Origin of the sequence: Paraburkholderia nodosa DSM 21604 (assembly GCF_000519185.1) — a bacterium.
Taxonomy (GTDB): domain Bacteria; phylum Pseudomonadota; class Gammaproteobacteria; order Burkholderiales; family Burkholderiaceae; genus Paraburkholderia; species Paraburkholderia nodosa.
In genome coordinates this window covers 1-18095 of record NZ_JAFA01000075.1, presented here as the reverse complement: position 1 = coordinate 18095, position 18095 = coordinate 1, and the positions used below count along the sequence as shown (strand labels likewise).

General features: G+C 60.9%; 17 protein-coding genes and 2 pseudogenes. 10 read left to right on the top strand and 9 right to left on the bottom strand.

Annotated features, from left to right (window positions below; all coding sequences use genetic code 11):
* Nucleotides 1–675, top strand: a 675-nt coding sequence (locus A3CW_RS0142685) for an APC family permease (protein ID WP_028208969.1), incomplete at its 5' end; no start/stop codon positions are given.
* Here the strand turns inward: A3CW_RS0142685 and A3CW_RS54675 are convergent.
* Both A3CW_RS54675 and A3CW_RS49585 read right to left on the bottom strand, forming a co-directional pair.
* Nucleotides 606–965: a type II secretion system protein GspG gene (locus A3CW_RS54675; RefSeq protein WP_407669824.1), complete on the bottom strand. Its 360-nt coding sequence runs from the start codon at nt 963–965 to the stop codon at nt 606–608. The two genes, A3CW_RS0142685 and A3CW_RS54675, sit on opposite strands and share 70 nt — an antisense overlap.
* Nucleotides 966–1141: 176 nt before the next feature.
* The gene (locus tag A3CW_RS49585) at nt 1142–1828 is read right to left on the bottom strand and encodes a PP2C family protein-serine/threonine phosphatase (protein WP_081772085.1); all 687 of its coding nucleotides are present in this window, start codon (nt 1826–1828) and stop codon (nt 1142–1144) included.
* Nucleotides 1829–2076: 248 nt separating this feature from the next.
* On the opposite strand from A3CW_RS49585, the gene A3CW_RS0142675 reads away from it, so the two are divergent.
* From A3CW_RS0142675 to A3CW_RS0142665, 3 genes are all read left to right on the top strand, one after another.
* Nucleotides 2077–3126, top strand: coding sequence for a GSU2403 family nucleotidyltransferase fold protein (locus A3CW_RS0142675; RefSeq protein WP_028208968.1), 1050 nt, complete (start codon nt 2077–2079; stop codon nt 3124–3126).
* Between the two features lie 1107 nt (nt 3127–4233).
* On the top strand, nt 4234–4530 hold the full coding sequence (locus A3CW_RS0142670; RefSeq protein ID WP_028208967.1) for an H-NS histone family protein: 297 nt from the start codon (nt 4234–4236) through the stop codon (nt 4528–4530).
* A gap of 312 nt (nt 4531–4842) precedes the next feature.
* Nucleotides 4843–5430, top strand: coding sequence for a hypothetical protein (locus A3CW_RS0142665; protein ID WP_028208966.1), 588 nt, complete (start codon nt 4843–4845; stop codon nt 5428–5430).
* A gap of 484 nt (nt 5431–5914) precedes the next feature.
* Here the strand turns inward: A3CW_RS0142665 and A3CW_RS0142660 are convergent, their stop codons facing one another.
* Nucleotides 5915–6262, bottom strand: coding sequence for a hypothetical protein (locus A3CW_RS0142660; RefSeq protein WP_028208965.1), 348 nt, complete (start codon nt 6260–6262; stop codon nt 5915–5917).
* 18 nt (nt 6263–6280) lie between these two features.
* Between A3CW_RS0142660 and A3CW_RS0142655 the strand changes: the two genes are divergently transcribed.
* On the top strand, nt 6281–6976 hold the full coding sequence (locus A3CW_RS0142655; RefSeq protein WP_245623883.1) for a hypothetical protein: 696 nt from the start codon (nt 6281–6283) through the stop codon (nt 6974–6976).
* Nucleotides 6977–7226: 250 nt separating this feature from the next.
* On the opposite strand, the gene A3CW_RS0142645 is transcribed toward A3CW_RS0142655, so the two are convergent.
* Nucleotides 7227–7847 (bottom strand): hypothetical protein, encoded by a 621-nt coding sequence (locus tag A3CW_RS0142645; RefSeq protein ID WP_028208963.1) that lies wholly within the window; start codon nt 7845–7847, stop codon nt 7227–7229.
* A gap of 359 nt (nt 7848–8206) precedes the next feature.
* Here A3CW_RS0142645 and A3CW_RS0142640 point away from each other — a divergent pair, with 359 nt between their 5' ends.
* Nucleotides 8207–8500, top strand: a complete 294-nt coding sequence (locus A3CW_RS0142640; protein WP_028208962.1) for a hypothetical protein — start codon at nt 8207–8209, stop codon at nt 8498–8500.
* Between the two features lie 64 nt (nt 8501–8564).
* Here A3CW_RS0142640 and A3CW_RS49580 read toward each other — a convergent pair.
* Together A3CW_RS49580 and A3CW_RS0142630 are read right to left on the bottom strand one after the other, a co-directional pair.
* Nucleotides 8565–9077, bottom strand: a pseudogene (locus tag A3CW_RS49580) (succinylglutamate desuccinylase/aspartoacylase domain-containing protein); the annotation flags it as partial.
* Nucleotides 9078–9216: 139 nt separating this feature from the next.
* Complete coding sequence (locus A3CW_RS0142630) at nt 9217–10104, bottom strand: LysR family transcriptional regulator (RefSeq protein ID WP_028208961.1); 888 nt, start codon at nt 10102–10104, stop codon at nt 9217–9219.
* Between the two features lie 625 nt (nt 10105–10729).
* On the opposite strand from A3CW_RS0142630, the gene phaP reads away from it, so the two are divergent.
* The 3 genes from phaP to pntB all read left to right on the top strand — a co-directional run bounded on the left by phaP (nt 10730) and on the right by pntB (nt 14547).
* Complete coding sequence (gene phaP / locus A3CW_RS0142625; protein WP_028208960.1) at nt 10730–11302, top strand: TIGR01841 family phasin; 573 nt, start codon at nt 10730–10732, stop codon at nt 11300–11302.
* Nucleotides 11303–11525: 223 nt separating this feature from the next.
* Complete coding sequence (locus tag A3CW_RS0142620) at nt 11526–13118, top strand: Re/Si-specific NAD(P)(+) transhydrogenase subunit alpha (protein ID WP_028208959.1); 1593 nt, start codon at nt 11526–11528, stop codon at nt 13116–13118.
* A 13-nt stretch (nt 13119–13131) separates the two neighbouring features.
* Entirely contained in the window at nt 13132–14547 is a 1416-nt protein-coding gene (gene pntB, locus A3CW_RS0142615; RefSeq protein WP_028208958.1) for a Re/Si-specific NAD(P)(+) transhydrogenase subunit beta, read from the top strand.
* Between the two features lie 173 nt (nt 14548–14720).
* On the opposite strand, the gene A3CW_RS0142610 is transcribed toward pntB, so the two are convergent.
* Together A3CW_RS0142610 and A3CW_RS51875 are read right to left on the bottom strand one after the other, a co-directional pair.
* The gene (locus tag A3CW_RS0142610) at nt 14721–16463 is read right to left on the bottom strand and encodes a tetratricopeptide repeat protein (protein ID WP_028208957.1); all 1743 of its coding nucleotides are present in this window, start codon (nt 16461–16463) and stop codon (nt 14721–14723) included.
* 269 nt (nt 16464–16732) lie between these two features.
* Nucleotides 16733–16942, bottom strand: coding sequence for a hypothetical protein (locus A3CW_RS51875; protein WP_081772084.1), 210 nt, complete (start codon nt 16940–16942; stop codon nt 16733–16735).
* Between the two features lie 162 nt (nt 16943–17104).
* Here A3CW_RS51875 and A3CW_RS0142605 point away from each other — a divergent pair, with 162 nt between their 5' ends.
* Nucleotides 17105–17527 (top strand): ACT domain-containing protein, encoded by a 423-nt coding sequence (locus tag A3CW_RS0142605; RefSeq protein ID WP_028208956.1) that lies wholly within the window; start codon nt 17105–17107, stop codon nt 17525–17527.
* 146 nt (nt 17528–17673) lie between these two features.
* Here A3CW_RS0142605 and A3CW_RS49575 read toward each other — a convergent pair.
* Nucleotides 17674–18095: pseudogene (locus A3CW_RS49575) on the bottom strand (UPF0182 family protein); the annotation flags it as partial.

Genomic DNA, 18095 nt, shown 5'->3' with positions numbered 1-18095 from the left:
ACCTATATGGCGACGACCTCGCGCATGATCTACGCGATGGAGCGCAACAACACGATGCCGAAGATGTTCGGCAACGTGCACCCGTTCTACGGCGTGCCGCGCAACGCGATGTGGTTCAACCTGCTCGTCTCGTTCATCTTCATGTTCTTCTTCCGCGGCTGGAGTTCGCTCGCGGCGGTGATCTCGGTGGCNACGGTGATTTCGTACCTCACGGGTCCGATCAGCCTGATGGCGCTCAAGCGCGCCGCCTCGGACATCGAGCGCCCGCTCTCCGTGCCGTTCATGAAAGTGATCGCGCCGTTCGCATTCGTCTGCGCGTCGATGATCCTGTACTGGGCGAAGTGGCCGCTGACCGGCGAAATCATTCTGCTGATGGTCGTCGCGCTGCCGGTGTACTTCTACTTCCAGCGCAAGCAAGGCTTTGAAGGCTGGGGCCAGGATCTGAAGGCCGCATGGTGGCTGTGCGCATATCTGCCGATCATGGCGCTCCTCTCGCTGATCGGCAGCAAGGAGTTCGGCGGCGCCGGTCTGCTGCCTTACGGCTGGGACATGCTGGTCGTCGCGCTGATCGCGCTCGTGTTCTATTACTGGGGCGTGAATTCGGGCTACCGCTCGCCGTACCTCGCGGAACGCCAGGAGCACGACGAAGTCCTCGAAGGCATCGCAGTCCATTGAACGTCGACCGCCTGTTGTACGCGCCGTACAAAGGCGACCTCAGCAGGCAGATTTGCTGGTCGGTTTTCCGTCAACGCACCCAGGCCTTGCGTCTGGGCCGGATAGTAGCCTTTGTCTCGGCGGTAGTTATTCGGTGCCAGCATGACTATGGCAATGTCGCGTTTCGCCTGGCCGCGTCGGGTTCCGTCATGATCTTCGCGACGATCAGCGCGATCAGAAAAACGAGGAATCGCAACCCTCGACGACGACCTGACGCCCGTATCAGGCCGGTACGGCGGCGTTCGTGCCATCGCTTCGCTCTGCGACTCATCGGCATAGTTTCTGTGCTCCCCGGTGCGGGAGGGACCGACGTCCCGTTGCGTCGTGCAAGAAGTAGACGTCAAAGAAGTATCGATATTCGTCTGGAATAGATAGATGCGTTTTGTCAATTTTGCATCCATCGGACGGCGATAGCCCGAACCATGTCTCAACGCGCCTGGCGCGCCCTCACACGCGCCAGCGTGACGTTCTGTGGACTCCCGGCCCAGACCGCCAGCGCGGAGTAATTGTCGGCGTGCGGTGTGTTGCCCGAACGACGCATCGCCTCGTGCTCGATCAGCACGGCCCAGTCATCGACGGTATGAACGACGCGCAGGCGATCTTCGAGTGCATCTTCCGCGACGGATTGCCAGAGCCCATCCGTGCAGAGCAGGAACACATCGCCATTTTCCAGCACGCGCGGCGGGCTGATCGCGGGCGCGATCTGGCCGCGCATGCCGGGTGCCATATGCAGCCAGGCGGGATTGACGCCGTCGCCTGGCAGGCCCGCGTCCAGCAGTTGCTGCCGCACGCTATGATCGCGCGTCTGTTCGATCAGCGTGCCGCGTGCGAACCGGTAGAGCCGGCTGTCGCCGGGATGAGCCCATTGCGCAACGTCGTGCCGCGGGTCGATGAAGAGTGCGACGACGGTCGCACTCATGCGCCCGCGCTGCTGCATCGCGAGAATCGCAGCGTGTGCTTCCTCAATGCACTCGAGCAACGTCTGCGCGAGCGTGCGGCCGGTGCACTTCGCGCGGTGGAGGATGCGCTCGACCGCGCAACGCGAGGCGATCTCGCTGCCAGGATCGCCAGAGACGCCGTCGCTCACGACAAAGCAGGCGTAGTCATCCGTGATCGTGTAGCCAAGCGCCCTTGAACTTCGGTCGACGGTTTAGGTTTCCGCTGGTCCTGACAAAATCCCCCTCCGTCACAAGATTGGCTGCAGTTGTGCTTACCCTTGTATCGTTCGCCAGGCGTACCGGACAGGCGAGGGGTTCGTGGTCTGAGTGATTCTATGATGATTGCAGTATTTTTTATAAAATTACTGCAATCATGAACTCGCGCTTTGCAGTAAAACTAAAAAAATTACTGCAATTCTCTGACATGCACGGACTTCCTCTTTACCAGCGACACGATCAGGCATTTTGCTCCCAGTACGCGAACGTCGAGCAGGCGGCCGCCAGCCAGGGGCGGGTTCTCGTGGGGGCGCCGGGCACGATCACCGAGCACCATCGCGGGAACGCCGTCTACTACTATCGGCAGTTCATGAACGCGGAGGGCAAGCGGCAGCAGGAGAGTCTTGGCGGACCCAAGGGCGATCCGGCGGCCGACGAGCGCGTCGCTGCGGTGATGGCACAGATCGAGCAGTCCAAAGACCTCATCAGCCGCATCCGGGAGCTCGCGAAGCTCGGCTTCCAGATTGCCGACAACAAGACCTACGCGACCATGGCGGTCCTCCACAATTACGGACTTTTCCAGGCCGGCGCGGTGCTCGTGGGCTCGCACGCGTACGCGGTTCTGCTCAACAGCCTAGGCATCAAGACGCTTGCTTACGAGACCGAGGACATCGATATCGCGCGCGCCCGCCAGCTCGCGCTACAGGGCGTGCCCTCGGGCGGACTGCTCGAAATCCTGAAAGAGACGGGAATTGACTTCGTGCCGGTGCCGGGGTTCAACAGGGGCGATCCGTCCACGTCGTTCAAGCAGGCGGGGCGGACGCGTTTTCACGTCGATCTGCTTGTGCCTTCGAAGGACAACACATTTCCGACCGTCGCTGTTCCAGAGCTTGGCGCGCATGCGAGCGGCATGCCTTATCTCGCCTATCTGATCGGCCAGTCCCACATCGGCACGCTGCTTTCAAGGCACGGCGCGGTGCCGGTTCGTGTGCCGGACCCCGCACGCTTCGCGATCCACAAGATCCTCGTTTCACGCTTGCGCACCAACATGCTGGTCAAGTCGCAGAAAGATATCCAGCAGGCGTGCGTGATGCTCGCGATGCTCGGCGAGCACAGAAGCGGCGATATCGAGCTCGCCTGCTCGGATCTCCCGAGGTCTGCGCGCCCGATGGTTCGCCGTGCGCTGCCCGATATACGCACCATGCTCGAGGATCACGAGGGAGCGCTATTCGAATTTGAGGAAAGCATCGGCGCCTGACAGGCCATGTCGTGCTCCGACTGGCCCGGAATGCGTATGATCAACCACCCGTGCTGCATGCCATCCCGTCACCGCGCGTTCCGTGTGTGGATGCCGTCGTTGCGGTTGTTCGCGCATCCCACAGGCGCTGTCCGTCTCGATAATGGCGTCGCGTCGGATCTTTAGCCAGCAACTGTGCACCGAATATGAGTACGGGCTGGACTACGGACGCATTCAATAGATTACGGAAAACAGTCTGGGCGGCCGTTGGAATCGCAATCATTCGACCTGTAATGTCGACTCTAGTGAACCTTCATCGTTGGTCACTGAGCGTCGTCGCATCATATCAATTCGTATACCGAATTAATTGTGCGACAGCCGGCGAGGAATACCAGATAGTCTGGTTATTTGCTAGATGGTTGACACACGATTTGTATGCTGACCAGCTCAAGGATGTGAATACGGATTCTGGGGCGGTGACGGGTGGGTTGGATGGTGCCGATGGTGCCGATGGTGCTGCCGGTGCTTCGACTTCGATTTCGCCTTTGGTTGGGACTCTAACGTCGGCTTCGTGTGCGGATGCGGCTCGCCCTGGGGCAGCGGCTCTGTAGTCTGGGCTGCGGGCAGCGGCGGAGGAGAAGTGGTACGTCCACGTTGCGGCGAGTCCTGGCCTTCGCCGAAGTGAAACGTCTGCGAGGCCTGCGCGTAAGCGGTGGTGGACAGCGACACTGCCATCAGTAACAGGAATTTCGAAAGCTTCATGCGTGTTCCCTTTGGGCGGACGCTTCAGGATAACGCAATGCGCAGCCTCTGCCGCCTTGTCCTGTTCATTGCTCGCGTGGCCGACAAGGTGTGCGAGGCGTTCACAACTGCGCAATGCGCCACTTCAAGGGTCCGTCGTGTCGGCCGATCCTCGTGAAAAGCGCTGGAACGAACTGGCCACGCGTCAGTCCATCCTTGCAAAAGAGTATGAACGTTCGTCGTGAAACGGCCGCCGAATATTGCTCGTGATTTGCGAATTCGCGGACACGGTCCCAATGCCAGACTCGTCGATCAGCCGTCCCGATTCGGATCAATGTCGTGAGAAAGTCACTATCATGACCGCGAGGTATCCACATGGGGAAGTCCGTGGCAACGTACAAGGAACTGAAAGCACAACTTGACGAACTCAAGAGTCAGGCGGCCGCTATGCGGCAGCAGGAGTTCGACACGGTGCTTGCCGATATCCGTGCAAAGGTTGTGGAGTTCGGATATACCGAGCGGGATATCTTCGGGAGACGACGCGGCAGACCAAGGGTCGCGCACGGTCCACTGCCTGCGAAATATCGCGATCCTGCTACCGGTGCTACCTGGTCCGGGCGGGGACGCGCGCCAAACTGGATCAAGGACGCGAAGAACCGCGACCGGTTCCTGATTTACAAATAGATCACGTCGGCGGGCGTCGATAAGAACCGCATGCCCGCGGCCAATGCTTGAATAAAAGCCATTCCTGTTTGCGGGGCCGCCCACCACGATTCGGAAAGGTATGAGACGCATATTCAAGTTGCTCGGTGCAGGAATTTAGTGTCATTGATCTCAGTGGGAGCAAAGCGCCCTGGCATGTCCGTATGGCGTTTCCCCGCGTCCCGCGCGCGTGATCAAGTGTGACGGACAGGGCCACGCCGCTTCATCCCCATGGCGGACCCTTGCACGCAGCGCAGCCATTCGTTATTATTTTTATAACGAATGGAGATCAGCATGGCTACGCTGCACCCGGGCCTTCCGGACTTGAATCTGCTTTCGCATCAGGGCAGTCCGTCAGTCAGTTCATGGCTTCTGTCCTATCCGATGTTTCGCGACGCCCTGCAACGCGAGGAAACGGATTTTGTCGCACTACCGTCGTACGTCAGGCTTCCCGTTCTGAGAAGGATGACGGAACCGACGGATGCGTCGTCTGCCCGGCGGGCAGATCTGGGTGGGGTGCGCGCCTCCTATATCGAGCTCTGTACATCCTGTGTTGCGGACGTCGTGCGGGACCACCTGTCGGCCGGCGCAGACAAACCGGAGACCGCCAGTGAAGCCGCGGACGAACTTGAAACGCTCTGTTCGATATTTCCTGCGGCCCGGGTGCCTCTTGTGGCGAGACCTCCGTGTCTGCTCAGTCCCGGCGTGGGCTGTTTCCTCGAGGGTTGGGCGCGCTTTCTCGCGTACTGGTCCCGCAACGACAGGACGATCCCGTTGCTTGCCGTCGACTGGCAGGCCCTGTATGGGCGCCTGACTGACGAACTGCCCAACGGCGCCAAAGCCGCGGCGACAATCCGGCCATCGCTTTTCTGCATCGCGTGACGCAACGTAACTACGTCTGGTCCGCGGCGGTGGGCGGTCCTGGGGGCATTACGTCGGGTCTGGATGTTCTGGAACCTGCTTTTGCTGAAACCAGATGTACTTGCTGGCGGCTCACCGCAGCCTCGACGGGGTAGCCGGGCCCTTTTTGTGACAGGCGCAAAAATACCGAACTGAGCTTCCCCTGGGTGTTGTTTTAAGCCACTGCCAGGTTGCCTTGGCCGCGCAAACCCGGTATGTTTACTGTTCCAAAAGTTATGACGGTTTGTGAAAACCCGAGCTTTTGGCGTGTGTTTGCGAACCCACTGCCCGATATGGTCCGTGGGTTCTTTTTCGATTACTTTGGATTGCGAACGATCTCTGTGCGATTGGGAAAGGCGGCTCGTAATCACGCAGCACGGCTGAACGGGGACAACTGCCTTGATTAGCCGATCCGGGCAGAACGCCCTCTATTGGCGGGCTCGGGATCGCGGGGTATGCCGTCGCGTCAGGTGCCCTTCGCTGCCTTCGAGAGCGCTTCGGCGAGCCTGTCGAAGTAGCGCAGCGCGGCAGGCGTGAGTTCGATCTGCTTGCGCCGGGTGTCCTCGGTGTCGGAAAGGGTGAGCCATCCTTTCTCGCGCATGGACGCGATGCGACCGTGAAGTGTCGCAGGAGAGCCCAGTTCACTGTGTCCAATCATGTCCCGGACCGACAACCGGTCCTTGTTCTGTGAAGAGCGAGCCACGAACTCAAGAATCTTCTCTTCAAGCGGATCAAGCGCTGGCAGCGTGGGCAAGCCACGAATGGCTTCGGTCAGTTGCAGGAAACGAAGATAGATGTCTGCAGGTCGTTTCATTGCTTTCGCCCATACGCGATGGGTGCGCACGCCGCGAAGGCGCGGGTCAGCTATGATTGGGGAAGGAAAAGCGAATGGAACAATTATACCGTCATGGGAAGCTTGCGCTTACATTTCTGGTCCATAGCTGGCACCGTGATTGTCTATGTGCTGACGCTCTGGGTCGATGAACTGATCTTCCTGCATGCCGCGTTTCCGCGTTGGGTGGAGTGGATCTATCTTCCGACTGGAATCCGGCTTCTGGGTACGCTGCTGCTGGGCGCGGACGGTGCGATTGGGCTGCTGGCCTCCGCCTTGCTGGTCGACTTCTTTCATTACTTCCCGAACGACCCCGTGCGGGCAATCGCGGGTGCGATCTTCAGTTCAGCCGGCCCGTACGCGGTCTATCGCCTCGCCCTGGAACGCTATGGCCTGAAGGCGTCGCTGACGAATCTCACGCCAAGGCGCCTTATAGTGCTCGCGTTTGCTGTCGCACTCACGAACTCGACGCTGCATCATCTCTGGTTCGCAATGACGGGCAATACGCAGGACATCCTGCAGAGTTTCTTCACCATGTTTGTGGGCGATCTGCTGGGCGCGCTGATTCTCCTCTATATCGTGAAGGGCACGCTTGCCCTGCTGCCCAGACATCCCAGCCAGTCCTCACGCATGACCGACGGCATGTTCAGGATCCGACTGGCCCTCGATCTTGCCTTCAACAACCGCCTGGCTTGACGGCAGATATGGGGTGCACGACTCGTCAGGGATCGAACAGGGCCGTTGAAGCGGCTCACCTTACGGGATCGACGGCGCTCGGGGGCGTGAGTATGGGCAGGCCGCCCAGCATTGCAGCGCCTAAAGGTCGTCGCGAATCGCGACATTGCAGCCTGGGTGCAGCACCACGTCGAGATGCACGATGGCGACAATCGTACATAGCGCCACGAGACGGGCTGCGATTGCGCCTCATCGCAACCCCTTCGTCACGCTAGCGTGCGGCCTGATTGTTATATGCATTGGTCAGTGCAACGTGAATGCTGAACATCCCGTTCGTGAGCCGGGAATCGCCCGGGCGTTTCGGGAGCAAAGCCAGCAATCCCTTCATCGCATACAGCATGATTAGCGTGCCGGTGAGGTCGCCCACAAACATGCTGAACAGGCTTTCGAAGAAATGCTCCGTCGCACCGGTCAACGCAAACCACAGGTGATGCAACAGCGGATTCGCGACTGAATACGCAACGGCGAGCACAAGAAGTCGGGTCGGCGTGAGATTCGTCAACGATGCGCGCAAGCCGTAATATTCTCTCGCGAACCTGTACACCAGATACGGAGCCGCTGACCCAAGTATTGCGCCAGCAATCGCTCTCACAGGGTCATGCGGGAACCAGTAAAGAAAATCCGTTAGCAGACCGGCAAGCAGCAAGCCAAGGAAACCATCGACACCAACCAGCAGCGTGCCCAATAGCCGTACGCCGGATGGAAGGAATATCCAGTTGATGCCCCGTACAAACGAGGTATGCGCAAACACCTCCTGATTGATCCACAGCGATGCCACAAACGCTATCAGGGTTGCCGCGATCGACCAGAAATGTATACGTAAGCTCAACATTGCGATGAACTCCCTTTCCCTTCGGACTATGACTGGCCAATCATAGCGCCCGCGTGTGGTTCTGCGAAATGCATCTTCAACAGCCTATGCGCAAGCTTCACAGGTTAGTGCCCGGGTCGCAATGCTGACCACTGCGAATCTCGCGACGCGTGAAGTCATCGCAACCAGAGATCAGGAGAGTTGCGCGAGAGGAGGGGCATCATCGCGGATGGCATGGTTATCATCATCCCGGTGATTACACAGTCCGCGGAGCTCTACCATGACGGTATTCGCGACCACAGCATGCTGCGTGTCTTTAGAGGAAACAGGTACGCCGTGTGCTGTCATCCACGTGTAATGGCTTCGAATCTGGGGCACAAATGGAAATCGATACCACAGGATGGTTCCCATTGGACGACTATGCGCCGGCCCGGGAGGGCTGGTACGAAGTCAGGCTCACAACCGGAGATACGGCATTCTCCCGGTTTATCGACGGGCATTGGACGGAGCAGCCCGTGCTTATGTTCACGCACTGGCGTGGTCTGAGTGCAGATCCGGGTGACTCGGCCGACAGCGAGCACATGGACGCGCAGGCTGCCGCCGCACAGGGCGTACGGGCGGCGTGGAACGCGTTTTTTCCCGCAGTGGGGGATACGCGTCCACTCAGGAAATAGCTGCTGTCACTTGCCCATGCAGCAGAGCCGTCATTCGGACGGGCGGCGTCGTGTCCCAATAGTCCCGACGTTCGCCCTCTGCCGGCGGCGACGCGAGAAGCGTAGGCGCATGCTCGAACGATGCACCGCCCGCGTGGAAGTCAATCACGATATCGGCACGCGGCAGCAGCTCCGTTTCGACGTTGTGCGCGATCATCTCGGTTGGCTGCCCGTTCCGTGCGCCAGGAAAAAGCCGGTTCAGATTGCCGCTGTCGATGGGAGACGTGCGCGTGCCGTTGATGAAGGCCGGGAAATTCAGCGCGGGGATCACGATGAGGCGGCCGCGTATCGTCATCGAGGGCAGCCGCTGCAACAGCTTCATCAGCGCGACAGGGCCTTCGTATTCGTCGCCGTGGTTGCCGCCCGTTAGCAGAACCGTGGGACCTGTGCCCGTTCCAGCGTTGAGCACGGCAAATGGAATGGGGACGTGGGCGTACGCCGAGCGATCGTGCGACCAGGGGAGCCTGAACATGCCGGTCTGAAATCCCTTGCGCTCGAAATCCACGTCAGTGGAGAGAAGCGATGGAAGATTGGACATGGTGCGATCCGTAGACATCGAGGCGGCGCCCCGCTTCTGTACTATCGCTGACGCAAACGCGCCTGCCCAATGCCGTTTTCTGAGGCGGGTGATGCCTGGAGGCATCACCCGCTACGCCTTCTCCCATCGACTTGACACTTCAGGACGCCGCCTGCCGCAACTGGTCGACGCAACGCGCCAGTGCCGGGTTTGCACGGTTTGCGCCGAAGCAGAATTCGAGCGGCAACGGCACCGAGAGATCGTGCAGATCGGTGAAACGCACGCGCGCCGGCGCCCGATCGCGATTTGCGGCATTCACGATTGTGGCTCCCATGCCCGCGGACACGAGCGACAGGATCGCCGTTTCGGTGCTGGCCTCTTGCCGGATGTCGAGCGTCAGACCGCGCTCGGCGCAGGCGGCGAGTAACTGGTCGTAGTACGCGGGATAAACGCGACGTGGAAACGCGATGAATGGTTTGTCCCGAAGCGCTGCTGCTGTGACGGCGCCCGCTTTGCCGAGCGGCCACGCTTCGGGGGCTGCCAGCACGACATTCTGTTCGAGCACGGGCATGCTTGCGATCCCTTCGGGAAGTATGCCCACGCGATAGCAGAAACCACCGTTGAGCCGTCCCGCGGCAATCGATTCGAGTTGTTCCGGCGTATTCAACGGCAGCAGTTCGAGTCTCACGTGCGGGACGGCCTGTTCGAATTCGCGCAAGGCACGCGAAACAATGCCGCTCCATGCCGCGCTTTCGACGAAGCCGACACGTAAATTCCCATGCAGGCCGGAGGCGATCTGGCGGGCGAGGCGATTGGCGGCGTCGACGCGGGCCAGAATCTCCCGTGCTTCCTTCAGGTAGGCTTCGCCCGCGGCTGTGAGCACCAGGCCGCGTGGCGTGCGCTCGAACAACGCAGCGCCGATGGCCTCTTCGAGGTCCTGGATTTGCCGGGAGATCGCGGGCCGCGTCACGTGGAGTTGTTCAGACGCCGCGCGTACGCTGCGCAACTCGGCGACGGCGATGAAATAGCGTAGATGCCTGAGTTCCATGGTGGTTTTTGGACCAGACTGAGGCGCAATGGTAATCCACTCCGAATGGCCTGCCGCTACGGTGCGGAAATTGGCGTAAGCCAGCTTGCACAGAAAGGATGGAATCGGAACCGGTTTTTTGCTGGCGCCGCGGCGCGGGGGAATGCAGGAGCGAACGAAGCAACATGACCACGAGTGGTAATTTCATCATACGTCATCCTAATTGTTTGAAGAAATCGACCGCGATTCTCCCCGGCGAGAGCCGGCAACACGGGTGTACACATCGTCTCGTACGCCTTGGCACGGATAGCCACGCCGTTTCCTCCGAGGCGTGCAAAACGACGGATCGCGACTTGTCTTTTGCTGCATTGCAAACATTTGTTATACAAATTTGTGCCTTCGCGACGAGAGCACATTTCTTGTGCGGGTTTATACCTGGCAGTGGCCTGCATGCCAAAGCCGACAAGGTGTTTGCCGGTGCGCTTACGAGACATGAAGCGGCTTCCACGAACAAACGATTGACAGACGTCAACTCAACCTTAGAATGGATATTGCTGCATCGCACCACCGACTGTGTTCTGCGTCTTATTGTCCGTGGGCGGCCCTTGTGGACATTCGGACACTTTCATCTTTCATGGAGCCCTTGATGAGCACTCTGACGACGGAGCAACTTGTCGCCTCGCAGAAAGCCGGCGTCGAAACATCATTTGTTTTCCTGAACAAGGCATTTGAAGGCATTGAAAAGTTGGCCGACCTGAATGTGCAGACGGTCAAATCGTCCCTCGCTGATAATCAGGAATTCGCCGTCAAGGCACTTTCTGCCCAAGCGCCTCAGGAAACGTTTTCACAACAGTCGATCCTGGTTCAACCTGTCGTTGAAAGAGTGCAGTCATACTGGCACCACGTCTACGAAATTCTCTCCAGCACGCAAGCCGAGTTTTCTGCGCTCTCAGAAGCACAGTGCAAGCAGTTCCAGAGCGATGCGCAGTCTTTCATCGACGGGCTCACGAAAAATGCGCCGGCGGGAAGTGAATCCGTAGTGGCGGCATGGAAGACATTTATCACGACCGCAAGCGATACGGCCAATTCGGCGTATGAAACTGCTGCGAAAGCCGCCAGGCAAGCCGTGGAGACTGCTGAAAGCAATCTCGATGCTGCGTCAACTGCCAAACGGACCCGCCAGGCAGTTGCGCCTGTCGAATCGGATGCAAAACAGTAGAGTCGTCGACGGTTCTGAAAGTGAGCGACTGAAATCTCAGTGAAGACGTTGAATTAGGCGGTAGCCCGTGTGCTGAAGCCGTTGCATTCCTCGCGCGATCGGAGACCTCAAAATATAAGTAGTGCTTTATATATCGAAATTGTTCGTGCAGCGCTCCTTACTGCGATAAAAGCTGAAGTGCAGCCCGATTTCATTGCGACGGCCACTACCATCGATTGACAATATGACATTACTGATTGGCATTCCTCTGGAGACAGCCACCGGAGAGCGGCGCGTAGCGACCGTGCCCGAGGTGGTCGAGAAACTGATCAAGCTTGGGTTCGCGGTGGCCGTGCAAAGCGACGCCGGCGCAGGTGCGAACTTTGGCGATGGTGATTACCGTGCTGCGGGTGCAGAGGTCGTGGCAACGGCTGCCGAACTCTGGGCCCGCAGTGACATCGTTTTCAAGGTGCGTCCGCCGAGCAGCGAGGAAGTGGCGCTGATGCGCGAGGGCAGCACGCTGATCGGCTTTGTGTGGCCGGGCCAGAATCCTGAACTGATGCAGCAACTGGCAGCGAAACAGGCCACGGTGCTGGCCATCGATTCGCTGCCGCGCACGCTGTCACGCGCGCAGAAGATGGACGCGCTCACCTCGATGGCCGGCATCAGCGGCTACCGTGCGGTGATCGAGGCAGCCCATGCGTTCGGCCGCTTCCTGAACGGTCAGGTCACCGCCGCCGGCAAGGTCCCGCCTGCCAGGGTCTTCATCGCCGGCGCCGGCGTAGCAGGCCTGGCTGCCATCGGCACCGCGGCCAGTCTCGGCGCGATCGTGCGCGCCAACGACACGCGCGCCGAGGTGGCCGATCAGGTCAAGTCCCTGGGGGGCGAATTCGTCAAGGTGGACTACGACGAGGAGGGCTCGGGCGGAGGTGGCTACGCGAAGGTCATGAGCGAGGGCTTCCAGCAGGCGCAGCGCGCGATGTATGCGCAGCAGGCGAAAGACGCGGACATCATCATCACGACCGCGCTCATTCCCGGCAAGCCGGCTCCGAAGCTCATCACGGCCGAAATGGTGCAGTCGATGAAGCCGGGTAGTGTGATCGTGGACATGGCGGCCGAGCAAGGCGGCAACTGCGAGCTCACGGTGCCCGGCGAAGCAGTGGTGCGCCACGGCGTGACCATCGTCGGCTACACCGATCTTGCCTCGCGCCTGGCGCGGCAGTCGTCCACGTTGTATGGCAACAACCTGCTGCGCGTGGTCGAGGAACTGTGCAAGGCCAAGGACGGCACGATCAACGTCGACTTCGACGACGACGCCATCCGCGGCCTCACGGTCATCGAGGAAGGCAACATTACCTGGCCGCCGCCGCCGATCAGGCAGCCGGCCGTCGCGCCCAAGCCCCAGCCCGCAGCTGCGGCGGCGGCAGCCGCGCCGAAGAAGGGCCACGGCAGCAGCGAGCCGATGTCGGCGAAGTCGCTGGCCATCGTGTTCGGCATCGGCGCGCTGGCCTTCCTGATGGTCGGGCTGTACGCGCCGGCCACGTTCCTCTCGCACTTCACGGTATTCGCACTGGCCTGCTTCATCGGCTACATGGTGATCTGGAATGTCACGCCGTCGCTGCACACGCCGCTGATGAGCGTGACCAACGCGATCTCGTCGATCATCGCCATCGGTGCGCTGGTGCAGGTCGCGCCGCCGCTGGGCGGTTCCGCTGTGGGCGACCGGCCGTCCGGGCTGATCCTGGGCCTGGCCGTGGGCGCATTGGCACTCACGGCCGTCAACATGTTCGGCGGCTTCGCAGTGACGCGGCGCATGCTGGCGATGTTCCGCAAATAAGGGGACGATAACAATGACTTCCAACCTGACTACCGTCTCCTATATCGGCGCGGCGATTCTCTTCATCCTGAGCCTGGGCGGCCTGGCCAATCCCGAGACCGCGCGCCGCGGCAACCTGCTCGGCATGATCGGCATGCTCATCGCAGTGCTGGCAACCATACTCGGTCCGCGCGTGTCGGCCGAAGGCATTCCGTACGTGGTCGCTGCGCTGGTCGTCGGCGGGACGGTCGGCCTGTTCGCCGCGAAGAAGGTGCAGATGACGCAGATGCCCGAACTGGTCGCGCTGATGCACAGCCTGGTCGGTCTCGCGGCCTGCCTCGTGGGCTTTGCCAGCTACATCGACACCTCGGTGCAGTTCACCGGCGCCGAAAAGGCCATTCACGAGGTTGAGATCTACGTCGGCATCCTGATTGGAGCGGTGACGTTCGCAGGCTCGGTCATTGCGTTCGGCAAGCTGTCGGGCAAGATCGGCGGCAAACCGCTACTGCTGCCCGCACGGCACTGGCTGAACCTGGCCGCGCTGCTGATCGTGATCTACTACGGTCGCGCGTTCCTGCATGCAGAGACGTTTCAGGACGGCATGATGCCGCTGGTCGTGATGACGGTGATCTCGCTGCTGTTCGGTGTGCACATGGTGATGGCGATCGGCGGCGCCGACATGCCCGTGGTGGTGTCGATGCTCAACAGCTACTCGGGCTGGGCGGCGGCGGCCACCGGCTTCATGCTCGGCAACGACCTGCTGATCGTGATCGGCGCGCTGGTGGGCTCGTCGGGCGCGATCCTCTCGTACATCATGTGCCGTGCGATGAACCGCAACTTCATCAGCGTGATCGCGGGCGGCTTTGGCAGTGGCGCGGGCGTGCCCGCAACTGCGGGCGGCGCGAGCGCGCAGCCGGCCGGCGAGGCGGTGGCAGTGAGCGCCGCCGAAACCGCCGAGCTGCTGCGCGATGCGAAGCGCGTGATCATCGTGCCGGGCTATGGCATGGCCGTGGCGCAGGCCCAGCACACGGTCTTCGAACTCACGAAGCTGCTGCGCGAAAAGGGCGTCGACGTACGCTTCGCAATCCACCCGGTGGCAGGCCGCATGCCGGGGCACATGAACGTGTTGCTGGCCGAAGCGAAGGTGCCGTACGACATTGTGCTCGAGATGGACGAGATCAACACGGAATTCCCCGAGGCGGACGTTTCGATGGTCATCGGCGCGAACGACATCGTGAACCCGGCGGCGCAGGAGGACCCGGCGAGCCCGATCGCCGGCATGCCGGTGCTGGAGGTCTGGAAGGCGAAGACCTCGATCGTGATGAAGCGCAGCATGGCCTCGGGCTATGCCGGCGTAGACAATCCGCTCTTCTACAAGGACAACAATCGCATGCTGTTCGGCGATGCGAAGACGATGTTGAGTGAGATCTTCGGTGTGTTGAAAGCCTGAACGCGGCGAAGCGGGACTCGCCGAGGAACAGCGAAGCGAATCGGAGAAGATCGTGGCGCTCAGCCGGGCGTCGACATTGGCGGCCTTCAGGTGTCAGAGTAACGAGGCTCGGCGTTACGGTGCGCAATCGATGTCAGCGCCGGTTCGCCGCGTTCGGCGGCTTGCCTCGTGCTCTATTGCGCCCCTGTCGAATCGATCAGTTCGTCCGCCTCGCGATTCAATTCTTCAGCTTCAGCCGAACGTTGCGTGTGGGTTAGCAGCGCGCTGAGATTTCGCAAGGTGCGTGCTTCATCCTGCCGCCAGGCCGACGGATCGTCCTGTGCGAGTTTGCGGTACAGATCGAGCGCACGGCGCCACGCGTCTTCCGCTTCGCGCGGCCTGCCCGTGTGGCTGTAGAGCACGCCCAGATTGTTCAGTATCCGCGCCTCGTCAGGCTGGTACGTCGCAGGCATATTTCGCGAGAGGGCATGATCGATTTGCAGCGCTTGCTGATACGCCTGCACCGCTTTGGCGGGCTGCCGCTCGAGGCGGTACAGCACGCCAAGATTGCCCAGAGTACGCGCCAGGTCGGGCTGGTAAAGCGCAGGGCTTTCGCGGGCGAGTTGCTGGCGGATCTCCAGCGCCTCCCGGTAAGCGCGCTCGGCTTCTGGCAGCCGCGCGCTTGCGCTGTAGAGGTTGCCGAGGTTGTTCAGCGTACGCGCAAGCGCCGGACGCCAGGCCGCGGGATTGTCGTGTACAAGTTCGCGCTGGATGCCGAGCGCTTCGCGATAGGCGAGTTCCGCATCGCGCGTGCGCTGTGTTGCATTGTAGAGAATGCCGAGATCGTTGAGCGTCGACGCGACCGCGGGCCGGTACATGGCGGGGTCCTGTCGGGCCAGTGCGCGGTCGAGGGCGAGGGCTTCGCGCCACGCGTCTGCCGCATCCTGAAGACGTTGCGTGTCGCGATACAACGTTGCGAGGCTGTCGATGGTGTCAGCCACTGCAGGACTATAGGCAGAAGGATTTACATGCGCCAGCGCCCAGTAGATTTCGAGCGCGTGCAGCCACGCGGCTTCGGCTTCCTTGTGCTGCTGCCGCATCATATACAGACCGCCGAGCTTGCCGAGTGTGAGCGCGATGGACGGCTGCCATATGGCGGCCTTCTGTTGCGCAAGCGTGCGATACTGGATCAGCAGGGCCAGATACACCGGCTCCGCGCGCTCGGGCTCGTGCTGAACGAGTAGCGTGTCGGCGAATGCCGTGGCGATGCCCATGTCGTCGGGTTGCAGCGCATGGCCTTTCTCCAGGTACGGCAGCGCGTTCCATGGCATGAATCGAAGCAGTTCGACGACCGCCGCTTCATAGTTGAGCGCCGCTGATAGCTGGGCGGCTGCGGGTGCTTTGGCAATGAGCCGCATGAGTAGCACGGATGCTTCATCCAGGTCGAGGCGCCTCGCGGCTTCCCCGAGCTGCAGCTCGATGGGATCCGCACTGCGTGTGATCGACAATCTGCGCAGCAGATCTTCATAACGTGTGTTCCATTTCGACGCTTCGGCTGTGGCGTCGAAATCGGAGCGTGTCCTGATCTGCGACGCGAGGCTTTCGAGGATCAGCTCGAAGTTGATGAACGCGGCGGCGCTTCTGGGTTCGCCGTGGTCTGGCAGCGAGACGACCGCGTGCAGCATCACGTTGGCCGCTGTCGCAAGCGCGACACGTTGTGCGGCGGAGAGCCCGTCGTTCTTCACCGCGCGGTTCAGGCGTTCAGTGACGCGCACGAGCGCTGGCGCGGAGACGGTGCAGCGGGTCCGGATTTCAAGTCCCTTCTGGACGTCGACCTCGGAGAACGACGGCAAACACGCATCGGCCACCCCCGCAGCGGCGCATGCCGTGGACAGCGCGGTTATTGCGATGCCGCACAGAATCTTGCCTGAACTCATTTCCGGGCAGCTTTGCAGGGTTACCGGTAAGGCGTTGCGCGACGCATTGCTTCGCCAAGAACTCCGCGATGCCATCGCGTGCGCTTATTCGATTGAGAACGGTTGAGCCATTTTGAGCAGTACTTTGCATATCAACTTCGCTCGCCTCAAGATCCTTACCGTAACAATGCCCTTGACGGAGTCGATTTCGTATAAGCGACTGCTTTCGATGCACGGCGTGGGTCAGCAAAGTTGTTCCTGTTCCGTCGACTTCCTTCATCAAACTGCGGCTAGCGCCGCCCGCTACGGCCCCACACATAGCGCACCCACCGCTGCCACCGGCTTTGCGGCGGCGTGTGCGGGTTGTGCGCAGTCTGCGCTTCGCGCTCCCGCTGGACGGACTTCTGCACCTGTTCATGGATCTGCCGCAAAGTCATGCCACCAGGGCCCTTGAGTTTGTCGGGATCGGAAGCAGGATCGCAATGGGGATCGTCTGTCATGAGGGGCGCGCGCCTGTGATGAGACGACTTGATCTTGATACAGATGCGTAGTGGCAGCAAGCTGGACGTGGATGGCCGGCCGGCGCGTAGCCCGACAGGCCTTGCCGGCGCGCCGTTCGTGAGCTAGATTTTTCCAATGAGGTCCGAGGCTGGGGAACTGCCATGGAACTGAGCGTGGAACGTGTCGATGTTTGGGCCGCTACCATCGACGACAAACCGGGTGGCCTTGCGAAGGTATTAAGCGTGTTGCGGGATGCTGGTGTCGACTTGCAGTTCGTCGTGGCACGCCGCGCGCCGGAGGCGTCGGGTAAGGGGGTCGTGTTTGTCGCTCCGCTACAGGGAGACAGTGCGATCCGTGCTGCCACACAGGTGGGGTTCAGCGTCACCCCTAGCCTTCACTCCATCCGGGTAATGGGTCTGGACCAGTTGGGCATCATCGCACAATTGACCTTGATGTTGGCTGATGGGGGGATCAATCTCCGCGGGGTCTCGGCCGCTGTACTTGGCACGCAGTTCATTGCCTATCTCGCCGTCGACTCGTTGGGCGATGCCGAAAAGGCGATTGACATCCTGCAAAGGGCCTGAAGCGCCGGTGCCGGACTGCGAACTGCCCTGGTGCTTCCCGGCGAGGCAGCTGGGCCACGCTGGCTGACGCACGACCGCCGTACACCAAATCAAATCCGTTGCGATAAGGCCGCGCAGCGGGGTAGTTCAGCCTGATTTCCTTCTGGTCATTTCCGATCATCGGAACGGCCGGTACCGAGTGCCTCGAGCAACGGCCGAAGGGCATCCAGTTCCGCGCCGAAGCCGCTCCAGTCTCCCGCCTTCAGTCGCTCGATGGCGCGGTTATAGTGGGCAAGTGCTTCTCTTGCGCGGGTGTCCACTGTGCCTCGGGATGGCAGTGCCCCTTGTGCGGGCTCATTGAAAAGCGCCGCCAGGGCCTCACCCAGGCTGTTCTCCATCACCACGCGGTCACCATAAGCGGCAATCACCCGCTTCAACTCCGGTAACTGACCGGCCGCCGCGCGCAAATAGAGCGGAGAAACGTAGAGGATCGAGTTCTCGATCGGCACGACCACAAGATGGCCGCGAATGACGCGTGAGCCCATCTGGTTCCACAGCGAGATCTGCTGCGAGATCTCGGTATTCTGCT